This window comes from Paenibacillus rhizosphaerae (assembly GCF_014192015.1).
GTDB lineage: Bacteria > Bacillota > Bacilli > Paenibacillales > Paenibacillaceae > Paenibacillus_AQ > Paenibacillus_AQ rhizosphaerae.
Genome location: NZ_JACHXJ010000002.1, coordinates 727,606 through 739,700, shown reverse-complemented (window position 1 = coordinate 739,700; position 12,095 = coordinate 727,606). Strand labels below are relative to the sequence as shown.

Below are 12,095 nucleotides of genomic sequence, written 5' to 3'. Positions count from 1 at the left end.
TCAACTCTCCCCTTCCTCATTTCGTAACCGGCTGCCGTCCATCAACCGTGACCGACAAGCCGTTTAGTGCCGATACTTTCAAGGTATTCCACGGAATCTCCTTGTCTTCCTTCTGTCTGACATGGATTACTCGTTTCTGTCCTGGCAGCAGGTCGAAATAATTATCCTCCCAATCCAGCCAGGCTTCATCCATCTCAAGCCTTACCATTCGGGCGGCATAGTCGGCGGAGGATACCGTAACGCAGCCTTCCTCGGGGTTCACCTGAACGTTCAGTTGAACGGGCCGGAATTTCATATCTTTATGGTCGCAAAAATAATAAAAGTTGTTTTCTCCGCAGCCGTCCATCCAGCGCACGACGCAGACGGCTTCAGCGGCGTCGAGACCTTGAAGCAGGTCGTCCAGCTTCATTACCGCTATGCGCTGCTTCCCGCATGACTCAATCTCTGCAGCGAACGTCCGGGCATATACCTGCCGGCCGTCCATACTGTAGACGATTAGCTCCGCCGTCTTGGTAACGGATTTCCGCTTGTCATTTATGCCCCACAGTACGAGTTCCGTATCCCCGGGCGTATACTCTAGCGTCAACAGCAGCGGATGATAAAATTTGCGGGCGTAATGGTAAGCCGCTTTCGGCAGACCGTAATAGTCGATGACGGACCAGCTGGTGCCGGGCCAGCAGTCGTTGAACTGCCAGAACAACGCCCCGCTCGTTTCCGGTTTGTTTCTTCGGTAATGCTCAATGCCGTATTTGAGGCCTTCGGCCTGCGTCAGCATGGAATATTGGATGTATTCCTCCAAGTTGCCCGGAATTCCGGTGTATCCCTCCATCAGCATAACGCCCTTGAGATGGTTGATATCCTTGTTGCGGTTCATCATTTCTGCACTGCCCAGCACCAGCTCCGTCGGCGGCACGTTCCGCTGCAGCGTGTATAAATTGGCGGAAGCATGCATGCCGAACTCACTGGCGAACTTCGTGCGGTCCTCCTTGAATTTCTTGAACGACAGCCCTTCCACGCTGTAGTCCTGAAGCTGGGGCTCACCGAATACCCTTGGCTCGATGTTGCCGTGCCACACCTGCCAGTTATGCGTGTCCCCTTCCTCACGGGAATTATGGTCGTTCCCTCCGTAAGGAGAGCTCGGCCAGAAGGTCCGGGAAGGATCCAGCTGCTCCAGAAGCGCGGGCATCAGTTCATGATTGATTTTCTCGCCGTAAAAAGGATGCGGAATGTCTCCGCTGGCATGAAGCGCTTCATACAGCCAATCATTTTCGTTATTACCGCACCATAAGGCCAGGCATGTCCGGCTGCGCAGCCGCTTGACGACCTGCTGTACTTCTTCCGCGACATTATCCATAAAATTGCGGTTATAGTCAGGATACAGGGCACAGGCGAACATAAAGTCCTGCCATACCAAAATCCCCAGGCGGTCGCACTCATCATAGAAGATATCCCGCTCGTAAATGCCTCCTCCCCAGACCCGGAGCATATTCATGTTCGCTTCCTTCGCCATGTCAATCAGGCGGGAATATCGCTCATCCGGCACCGCCCCGATAAAGCTGTCGATCGGGATCCAGTTGGCTCCTTTGGCAAATACACGAACGCCGTTCAGCATAAAAGTAAAGGCAGGATTTCCCGCTGTATCCCGCTGCTTCAGCTCCAGCGTGCGAATCCCCAGCTTCTGGCTGCGCCGGTCCAGCGTGATCCCGTCCGCGTGCACTGAAATCCGCAGCTCATATAAATGGGGCGTGCCGAGGTCATGGGTCCACCACAGCTTAGGATTCGACACGCGAAGTTTGGTTTCTCCCGCCAGGCTCATGCCGCCGGCCAATCCGGACAACTCGCTGCCGGAGGTTCCGCTCATTTCAAACGTTTCTACAGCCGCCACTTCCCCGTTCTCCCCGTCGAGAAGCTGAACGAGAACGCTGTATGTTTTGCGGCGGTCCCATGAAGTCATTTCCACCGAAATATCAACCAGCGCTTCCATCTCGCCAACCTCCAACGTCCGAGCATAGATATGCTCTATTCTGGCTGCAGCGTGTTTCTCGAGCCGGACTTCCTTCCAGATTCCCGCGCACAGGAGCCGTGGTCCCCAATCCCAGCCGAAATGGCTTTGATTTTTGCGGGTCCAGACCCGTTCCTTGCTGAAGCCGGACCAGAACGAGGAGACGGCCTTGCCGCCCACTTTCGAATGGACCGGGTCAAACTTGACGGCGATGACGTTTTTGCCCGGGTTCAACTCGCGGCTGACTTCAAACGTATGGCTGATAAACATGTTGTCTGTCGAGCCCAGCTCCACCCCGTTCAAATACACGGTTGCGAAAGTGTCCAATCCCTCAAACACCAGCAGCATGTTGTCGTCCTGCCGCGGTGCTTCGTCCAGCGTAAAAACGGTCCGATACCACCAGATCCGCTCTTCGACCCACCGGCATTTCTGGTCGTTATGCCCATAGAACGGATCGTCGATCAGCCCGTGGCGCATCAGCGTTGTATGAACGTCGCCCGGCACCTGCGCCGACATCCAAAAGTAATCGTCATACAGTGGCGATGCCACTTCAAGGTCCTTCGCTTCCCCCTCCTTGAAATCCCGCAGCTTCCAATGGTCTTTGATGATCATGCTGTTTCCCTCACTTCGCCCTTGCTGCAAACCGATCCGGCTTGTCCGGGCCTGATGTAATAGAACGCCAAAACAAGGGTTTGTTTTGGCGTTCCGTGTCGAGATCCTAAACTTTTGCTTCGAGGTATTCGAGGCTGTCCAATATTTCCTTCACGCTAAGCTCCGCACAGGCCATCGAGGTGTCCGCGACGCCATAGAACATTTTTACCGTGTCACCGTCAACGACGGCGCCGCAGGAAAATACCACGTCCCCGAAAAAGCCCTGCTTTTCATATTCCGCCTCAGGCTCCATCACCGGCTTCCCGGAACGGGCGATCACGCGCGTCGGATCGTTCAGATCGAGAAGCACGGCGCCCATGCAGTAGCGGTGATCCGCCGTCGCTCCGTGATACAGCTCAAGCCAGCCTTTGTCGGTCTTGAACGGCACGGCGCCGCCGCCGATCCGGCCGCTGTCCCACATTCCGTCCCGGAGGCCGAGCAGATGCTTGTGATTGCCCCAGTACAGCAAATTGTCGGATTCCGCGATCCAAATTTCCGGATTCCCGATGCTTTTCATGGTCGGACGATGAAGAGCGTAGTATTTGCCGTTAATCTTTTCCGGGAAAATGAGCACGTCCTTATTGTCCGGTCCGAAGATCATACCGTGATGCCGGGTCGTCACAAAGTCGGTGGTCGATACGAGCGATTCTCCAATCCCCACGGGGGACACGACGGAGAAATAAACGTAATAGGTATCGCCGATCTGCGTCACCCGGGGATCCTCGATGCCGAACGCTTCCTGTTCGTTGGACGGATAAATGAACGGCAGATCGTCCACCGTATAGTGGTGGCCGTCCCTGCTGCGGGCGATTCGGATATAAGACAGCGACGTCAAATACTCAAACGTGCCGTTTTTTGATTTATTGCGGATCACCCGCGGATCGGAAAAATCGTACCGGTCGTCGTCCCTGCGGAAAGGAATAAGTTCGAGATCACCGCTCTCCGCATTGAATACAGGGGCGATGACGACGTTCGGATCGCCGCTGACCGGACGCTCCGCCACACGCAGCAGCATCAGCGTTTCCCCTTGATACTCGGCGATGCCGGCGTTAAAGGCGCCGATTACCTCGAAGCCCTCGCGGTGAGGCTTGACGTCGGCGGGGGTGATTAAAGGATTTTCTGGATATCGATAAATGTTCATTCGGATCAAGCTCCTTCGATGTATAAACTAGGATTCGAATCTCGCAAAAGGATCGGCTATGATCAGACGCTGCGCCTCCGCATCGCTTGTTCCCGCATACAGCACCGCTGTCCCGTCGCCGCGGCGAACGAGGCCGCCGCTGAACACGACGTCCTGAAGGTCTTCACGCTTGGCCGGACCTGGCAGAAAATCAGCCCGCACGGCAATCAGCGTCATATCGGAAAACGCAGCCGTCTGCGGATCGAGAACAAAAATCATGGGATAATAATGACGATCGCCTTCGGCATCGTAACAGGCCGTATGTCCCAGCACGCCGAGAAGGCCATTGCTCAGCACATGGATTTCATTGGCCCCTCCCCATTCCTCGGGGATGAATTGTCCGTCCAGGAGCGGGGCTTCCTCAATCGCCTGTACGGTCAAGTCGTCCAGCGATGCGGCCCGGAAATAACCAATCTGGCCGCGGCCGCCTTTTTCACCCTGCGGGCGGGTGAATACGCCGATTCCGCCGCCTTGCAGTACGGTGAGGCGCAGATCCTTCATTCCGTCGGGACCGGTGAAAAACAGCTTCAAATCGGCGATTCGGCTTCCCCGGTAAAAGGCCGTGCGCCACATGAGCGCTCCCTCCTTCTCCGGATGCGGGTAAATTTGAACTCCCCCCAGAATCAGCTCTCCGCCGATCCGGGTGTGAAAAGGGTCCTGCAGTTCGAGCACCGGCGCTCCTTCAATCGGCACCCAGGTACCGTCGTTTTCCTCGAAGAATACGACCTGGGAACGCTCACTGTCCCGGGATTCGACCCGGCCCGCGATGACGGTTCGCCCTTCATCCACGAATGGGGCGGTGATGTTATACACGTCCCGCTCTCCGACGCCGGCAAAAACCAGCTTCTCCGCCGTATGCGCCGGTGCGGTTCCTTCCCGCCCCTCCATGTACTGTTCAAGCAGCACACGGCATGTTTTAACGTCTGTTTTGTTCACGTTCAGCACGATAATCCCCCTACCTGATCATAGTTAAGTCCTCAAAGTCCGTTCCATTAACATGGTTCAATGTTCGACAACCCAGACCGAAGCCTCGTATGGACCTGCAACCATGGAGTCTCGTTCAATTTTCCCGGATTCGCCTCCGCTTGTCAGCAGCAGCCGGTAAGAGCCAGGGTCGGCACCCATTTCGCTCAGATCGCATGCATGCTTACCGAAATTCAGCGCAACCCACATCTCTTCCTCCTCCGATTGCCGGCCGTACCAAACACACTCCCCTATCAGCCTCAGAAAGTTGTACTTCCCGGTTTGGAGCGCTTTATGCCTGCCGCGCAGCCGGATGAGGGAGCGGTAAAATTCCAGCAGTGATTGCGCGTCCCCCCATTGCTTCTGAACGTGAACTTCCCGGAACGACGGACCGAAGGGTATCCACGACTCGTGCTGTGAAAATCCGGCGTAACGGCTCGCGTCCCACTGCATCGGCGTTCTGGAGTGATCCCGGCTTCGTGATATCGCGGCGGCAAGGGCATCGTCCTCCGGCATCCCCGATTCCACTGCCATCCGGTATGCGGTCAGCCCCTGAATATCGCGCATTTGCCCGATGTCCTCCGGGACGAAGTCCCGCATGCCGATTTCATCACCGTAATAGATGAAGGGAACGCCTTTGGCCGTCAGCATCAATGCCGCCATCAGCTTGGCGGTGCAGATGTCCATTGAATCCTTTCCGGAGGAAAAGCGGGTATAATGGCGCGGCATGTCATGGCTGCTGAAGAAGAGCGTCGGCATCTGTTCCGGCCGGTGATGCTCCTCCATCCGAACAAGTTCAGCAAACAGCTTCTTGACTATCAATTCCTTGCAGCTGCCCAGGTTAAAATTAAATACCACGTCCAGCAGCTCTCCGCCGCTGTACCGGCGCAGCACCTCCATATCCTCGGAACCGACTTCGCCCACCATAAACACTTCTTTGTTCTGAGACCGGGCGAATTCGCAAATATCTCGGATGGCCTCCAAAATGCCTTCCTGGTTTTGGTCGAACCGGTGATCCTGTCCACCGGCCGCCGTAACCGGGTTCCCCTGAAACTGCCCGGATACCTTTAGGAAATTAATGACGTCCAGCCGGAATCCGTCAATCCCCCGGCCGAGCCAAAACGACATCACTTCCTTCATCGCCTCCCTGACCTCGGGATTCGCCCAGTTGAGATCCACCTGCTCTCTGGCGAAAGCATGGTAATAATACTGTCCGGTCGCCTCATCCCATTCCCATGCCGACCCTCCGAAAAAGGACTCCCAATTGTTCGGTGTACCGCCGTCCACGGCATCCTTCCAGATATACCAATCCCGCTTGGGACTCGTCCGCGATGAGCGGGACTCTATGAACCAGGAATGCTCCGCGGACGTATGATTCAGCACCAGATCCGCAATCACGCGAATGCCGCGGCGGTGGGCTTCCTGGACGAAACGGTCAAAGTCAGCCAGCGTCCCGAATACGGGGTCAACCCCGTAATAATCGGAAATGTCATACCCGTTATCTACTCGCGGCGAAGGATAAAACGGCGTCAGCCAGATGCCCCCGATTCCCAGGTCCCGCAAGTAATCCAGCTTGGAGGTCAACCCCTGGAAATCGCCGGTGCCATCTCCGTTTCCGTCACAAAAGCTCGGCATGTAGATCTCATAAAAAACGCTGCTTTTCCACCAGGGCGTTTCTGCAGCTGCCTGGCTCTCTCCCATATCTATCCACTCCTTCCTTCCACGCATCGGGGCTTATTTCAAGCTGACCTGCATGCCCTTCTGGAAGTTCTTGCCGAAGATGATAAACAAGATGATGATCGGCAGGGACAGCAGCACCGATCCCGCGTACAGCGGACCCGGATACGATCCGTACGGACCGAACATCTGCGAGAGCAGGACGTTTAGCGTCAGCATGCCGTCACTGCGGACCATGATCATATCCCACAGCAGCTCGGTCCAGCGCTCCATCAGCAGGAACAGAAAGACGACGCTGGTGATGGACTTGGACATCGGCATCATGATTTTGTACAAAATTTGAAAATCCCTCGCCCCATCCAGCTTGGCCGCTTCAATAAACACGGTCGGAACCGCCTTGAAGAAGTTGGTATACATGAAAATCGCCCACAGGCTGACCCCTTTCGGAATGATCAGCGCCCAGTAGGTGTCGTACCAGCCCAGCTTCTGAATGATCAGAAAGCTCGGAATCAGCAGAATAATGGCCGGAAAAAACATATGGAACAAAATGAAGTTGTTGACGGTATCCCTGCCGCGCCATTTCAGCTTCGAAAGGGCATAAGCGACCATCACCCCGAACATCATCATGAGGAAGGTCGAGAGCAGAGACACGATGATACTGTTAACAAAAGCGCCCAGCCATGGGCGGGTGATTCCCGTCTCCCCGCCTGTAAACAGCCAGGTGTATGACTTCAGCGTATACGAACTCGGAATCAGCTTTCGATCCACCTGCGTCCAGTCGGCAAACGAATTCAGCACCATGTATAAATACGGATACACCATCACGAGCAGCAATATTCCTGCGATGATATACCGGATGGCCAGACTGGACTTGCGGCTGCGTTTAGACCCAACCATTTCGCGCACCCCACTTTTCTAGCAGTTTCCGGATGATAAAGATCGAAATAAAGGTAGCTACCGAGGCGAGCAGCGCCACCGCGGACGCATAACCGGCCTGCAGATTTTTGAACGCCTGGCTGTAAATTTCCATCTGCCACGTGTTGGTGGCGTTGTTCGGACCGCCGCCTGTCAGCTGGTACACCTCGGTGAAGATGCCGAATGTAACGCCGAAAGCGAGAATGAGCGTCGTATAGAGCGCGGGGTACAGCAGCGGAAGCGTAATTTTCCAGAAGCGCTGCCGGCCGGTAACTCCGTCAATGGCAGCTGCCTCGTACACTTCGTGATCTATGCTTTCCAGGCCCGACGTCAGAATGAGCGCGTAGTACCCGGTAAATTTCCAAGCCATAATCATGCCGACGATCAGGAGTGCCGACCAGGAAGTCCCCAGCCAGTCGATGTTAATGCCGATTTTGCGCAGCGCCGTGTTGACCGGGCTGTTGAAAGACAGCAAACCTTTCACAATCAGCGCCGACACGACGCCCGAAGACAGGTACGGCAAAAAAAAGCCGATGAGAAACAAGCTTTTCAAACGCGGAAGACTATGCACCAGAATCGAAACGACAAGCGACAGCACGATCACCAGTGGCACAAACACCATCATGAATTTGTATGTCACCCAGAACGCGGCGTGTACACCGGGCGATTTGAGCGCCTTGGCAAAATTGTCAAAACCGACAAAGTCATATTCGGGAGCGATCAGGTCCCAGTTCGTAAAAGACAAATAAAAAGACCAAATGAGCGGAATCAGGAAAAATACAAGAGAGTAAATCAGGTAGGGGCTGGCGAACAGCCAGCCCAACCGGTTATTGTTTTCTTTCATTTAGAAGACTCCTTTTATTGAAGTTCCCCTTCAATGGCTTTCTTCATGTTCGCCCATCCGGCTGCCGGATCGATTTCCCCGCGGACGACCTTGTTCCAGGCTTCTTGTCCAATAAAGGTCTGCAGGTCGTTATATTTCGGATTATCCATCGGCGGCACCGCATTCGGCACATTTTCGGCATAAGGCTTCAGTTCCGGGTTTTTGTCCAAAATCACCTTGAAGGATTCGTTGGTGGTCAGGTCGTCGCGAGCCGGCGGCAGCTTCGTTTCGTCAAACCACTGGGCGTCGTTTTTCGCATCCGAATAGACCCACTTCACAAAATCCATCGCCGCTTGCTGCTGCTCCTTGGTGGCCGACGCGTAGATCACAAGCCCTTTCGTATCGGCAAACGTTTTGGAATCTTTCGGATCCACGCCGTCAGGTACCGGAGGCATGCTCAGCGTGTAGTTCTGGTTGTATTTCATGTCCGGGAACTTCTCGGCCCAGTTCGTAAAGGTCCAAGGACCGAGATCGATAAACAGGCTTGTTCCGGTTTCGAACGGATCCTGTACGTTTTGCGCCAGAATGCCCTTGTCCTTGCGGAGATCGTCAACAAATTTCAGCGTTTCGACGCCGGCCTTCTCATCCCCGACGAACTTGTCGCCTTCAATGAATTTATTGCCGCCGGAAGCCGCGTTATACAGCATAAAGAAGTCAAACCATCTCTTCCATGCCGTGGGATCGGCGAGGTCCGCTTTGGCCCAGAAGTATTTGTCCGGATATTTCGCCTTCAGCTTTTTGTTCACTTCAAGCGCTTCGCTGTAGGTTTTAGGCGGCTCGCTGTATCCCAGTTCCTTCAGCAGGTCAAGGCGCCAGCCGAACAGCATCGCATTGGAGTAAATCGGAAGCACGTATTGATGCCCGTCGGCGAATTTCCATGGTTCAATCGTATTTTTCATATGACGGGTGGTGACGATATCGTTAAATCCGCTTAGCGTATCCAGCGGCACCAGCGCCTTGCTGTTTGCAAGCTGGGCGGCAAAGCCGCGGTTGATGTTTTCCGAAATGGTCGGAGCGCTTCCCCCGGCAATCGCAGCCTGGATGCTGGCTTCAGAGCTTGGAGATTCCTTGATGACGCTGACGTTGATTTTGACTTTGGAATTGGTCTGTTCGTACGCCTTGGCCATCTTCTCCCAGAAGGCTTGCTGCGTCGGATTGGCCGCCGCCCAAAACTCAATGGTCGTCACGCCATCGGCCGTCGTTGCGCTTTGCTTTTTGGAACCGCAGGCTGCGAGCATGGAGGATAACACCAACACCAAAGCCAGAAGTCCGAGCATTTTTCTTTTCATCGAATCGTTGACCTCCTCAAAAAATTGTCTCGATAGATAGAAACCATCATTTCCAAAAGACTCGAAACATTATTTTGTAACGTTACAAACTAAGATTACATAGTATTTTGTAAGCGTTTGTGTAACCCTATTATTGTGCATTACAAATTCCTTGTCAACACTTTATTAAAGACAGAATAATGTTTTTAAATATAGGCTCTTTACTTATACAACTTGTAACGTTACAATTTATTGTAATGTGATCCATTGAAATGCAGGCTTCTTTCTAGTTTCCTATAAAGAGCTCCAATTATGCAGGCAAAACAAAGATTGAGGTGTCATATGAAGGATAAAGTAACCATGCAGGATATTGCGGAGCAGCTGAATATATCGAAGAATTCCGTGTCCCAGGCGCTGTCGGGAAAAGACGGGGTCAGCGAAGATACACGGAAGCTGATCCTTGAGACGGCACACCGGATGGGATACGTGTATTCCCAAAATCGTAAGCGCCGCTCCGGCGAGTTGGAACAGACCGGAAATATTGCGCTGATCGCTTCTGATTTTGCCTTTTCGATGAAAAGCTTCTTTGGTGAAATTTATTTAAGCATCGAACGGGAAACGGTACACAGAGGGAAAAATCTTCTGATCCAATCGGTCAGCAAGCAGTCGGCAGATAAGCTGGCCCTCCCTTCGTTTCTGCTCAATCAATCCGTAGACGGCATTCTCATTCTGTCTCACATTACAACAGACTATATCAACACCATTACAAACATGGGTATACCGACAGTCCTCATCGACCATCATCATCCCTCTATTCATGCTGACTCCATTTTAACCAATAACCGGTTCAGTGCTTATGAGGCCGTCCGTCACTTGACAGAGCTGGGACATCGGAAGATCGGCCTGATGGCCAACACTTCGTTTTCGCCAAGTTATTACGAGCGCTGGGAAGGATACGTACTGGCGATGAACGATTTCGGGCTGGAGATCCACGAGCCATGGGTGATCAAAGATGCCGTGGAAAACATCGATTACATCTCGCAAAAAATAAAAACGCTGCCACAGCTGCCGACGGCTTGGTTCTGCGTCAATGACGGTCTTGGCTTTTACCTGAATTCGGCCCTGCAGCAATCGGGTTACCGTGTACCGGAGGACGTCTCCGTCGTCAGCTTCGACAACGGTTATTTGTCCCAGGTGTCCACGCCTCAAATGACGACGATGGATGTAGACCTGAAGCTGTATGGACGCAAGGCCGTGGAGCAGCTGTTCTGGCGGATGGATCATCCCGAGCATCCGTATACCGAACTGCTCTTGCCCACCAAACTGCTGAAGCGGGGATCCAGCGGCCCAGCGCCCAGCGCCGGCATGGAGAAGGATTGACAAGCTGGAGGACCCTGAAACAGCGGACAGGAACGGGAAATAATCGTAAATAGACAGACAAAGAACTGAAATGATACAAGCAATAAAGCCGGTCCCTCCATTAGCGAGGGACCGGCTTTATTGCTGTACTTTTTAAAAGTGCAGGAGTAATTGTGCCATTCGATCAGTTGACAGGAAGAATCTTAATAATGGGACAGATGTTATCCACACGGATCGCATCCCGATCCGTCACGTTTTACGCCCCGCCGTATAATCGCCGGTAAGCCGAGGGCGTCATCCCCTCATGCTCCATAAAGCGCTTGTTGAAATAACTCACGCTCGGATAACCTGCGTCCTCGGCGATCTGCCCGATCGTCGCACTCTTTCGCTCGAGCAGCCACTGCTTCGCCATCTGCAGGCGGCAGCGGGTGATGAACTCCATCGGCGTCATCTCGGTCACGCCGCGGAACAGCTTGCAGAAGTAGTAGGTGGAAATGCCGAGCCTGCCCGCCCAATCCTCCAGGATGAACGGCTTGACCGCCTCCTGCTGCATGACCGGCAGCAGCTCCAGGATCCGGCTGCCCGAGTTGTTCGATTTGACCGGAGACAACGGGGTGGCATGCTCGATAAATTCAGCCAGCAGCGCGTAAGTCAGCGTCGAGAGGCGGACCGGGTGGAGCATCCGGTGCTCTTCCGCTTCCTGCAGCAGGTTTTCGTGCGCCTGCTCGAACGAAGCCGATTGGCGGATCGTCCATAACAGGCTGTGATGCAGACCGCGCTCGATCAAATAATCCTGCAGACCGCTCCCGTAGAAGTGAAACCAGCGGATATCCCATGGGTCTTCCTTGCTACTGTAGTACCGCTGGCGCTGCATGGGAAAATACAGCACCGCTTCCCCCGGCCCCAGCTCATGGACCACATCCTCCACTTCCACGTACCCTCTGCCTGCCGCCACATAATGAATGTTGAAATTGTTCAAGGCCCCTGCCTCCCGGATTACACTGTGACCCGGATCGTTCCGGTAAAAGCCGACCGATTCGGGAAAACAGAAAAACGGCATCGACGGAAGGGTCAGCAAATGGCTTTGCCGCTTCACCTGTCCTCACCCCAAATGACAATATTGTTATAACGTATTGCAAAATCGTATTATATTAATTTTAAATACAATCTTCTATAATCGCAATATAATCATAAATA

9 protein-coding genes are annotated in these 12,095 nt (G+C 53.7%); 1 reads left to right on the top strand and 8 read right to left on the bottom strand.

Going from position 1 to position 12,095, the window contains the following annotated elements; genetic code table 11:
• Positions 1-16 precede the first annotated feature (16 nt).
• From FHS19_RS12005 to FHS19_RS11975, 7 genes are all read right to left on the bottom strand, one after another.
• Positions 17-2,614, bottom strand: coding sequence for a beta-mannosidase (locus FHS19_RS12005; RefSeq protein WP_183582053.1), 2,598 nt, complete (start codon positions 2,612-2,614; stop codon positions 17-19).
• Positions 2,615-2,720: 106 nt separating this feature from the next.
• Positions 2,721-3,794, bottom strand: coding sequence for a BtaManbiosPhlase (locus FHS19_RS12000; RefSeq protein WP_183582052.1), 1,074 nt, complete (start codon positions 3,792-3,794; stop codon positions 2,721-2,723).
• 27 nt (positions 3,795-3,821) lie between these two features.
• Positions 3,822-4,775: an MTP-1 family protein gene (locus FHS19_RS11995; protein ID WP_376771899.1), complete on the bottom strand. Its 954-nt coding sequence runs from the start codon at positions 4,773-4,775 to the stop codon at positions 3,822-3,824.
• 60 nt (positions 4,776-4,835) lie between these two features.
• Positions 4,836-6,497 carry an alpha-glucosidase gene (locus FHS19_RS11990; RefSeq protein WP_246426546.1) on the bottom strand — a complete coding sequence of 554 codons (1,662 nt, stop codon included), beginning with the start codon at positions 6,495-6,497 and terminating at the stop codon, positions 4,836-4,838.
• Between the two features lie 33 nt (positions 6,498-6,530).
• The gene (locus tag FHS19_RS11985) at positions 6,531-7,370 is read right to left on the bottom strand and encodes a carbohydrate ABC transporter permease (RefSeq protein WP_183582051.1); all 840 of its coding nucleotides are present in this window, start codon (positions 7,368-7,370) and stop codon (positions 6,531-6,533) included.
• Complete coding sequence (locus FHS19_RS11980; RefSeq protein WP_183582050.1) at positions 7,357-8,232, bottom strand: carbohydrate ABC transporter permease; 876 nt, start codon at positions 8,230-8,232, stop codon at positions 7,357-7,359. Before FHS19_RS11980 ends, FHS19_RS11985 begins: the two co-directional genes overlap by 14 nt.
• A 14-nt stretch (positions 8,233-8,246) precedes the next feature.
• Positions 8,247-9,560 (bottom strand): ABC transporter substrate-binding protein, encoded by a 1,314-nt coding sequence (locus FHS19_RS11975; RefSeq protein ID WP_183582049.1) that lies wholly within the window; start codon positions 9,558-9,560, stop codon positions 8,247-8,249.
• Positions 9,561-9,881: 321 nt separating this feature from the next.
• Between FHS19_RS11975 and FHS19_RS11970 the strand changes: the two genes are divergently transcribed.
• Positions 9,882-10,919: a LacI family DNA-binding transcriptional regulator gene (locus FHS19_RS11970; RefSeq protein ID WP_183582048.1), complete on the top strand. Its 1,038-nt coding sequence runs from the start codon at positions 9,882-9,884 to the stop codon at positions 10,917-10,919.
• Between the two features lie 235 nt (positions 10,920-11,154).
• Here FHS19_RS11970 and FHS19_RS11965 read toward each other — a convergent pair whose 3' ends face one another.
• Entirely contained in the window at positions 11,155-11,994 is an 840-nt protein-coding gene (locus tag FHS19_RS11965; RefSeq protein WP_183582047.1) for a helix-turn-helix transcriptional regulator, read from the bottom strand.
• Between the last annotated feature and the right edge of the window lie 101 nt (positions 11,995-12,095).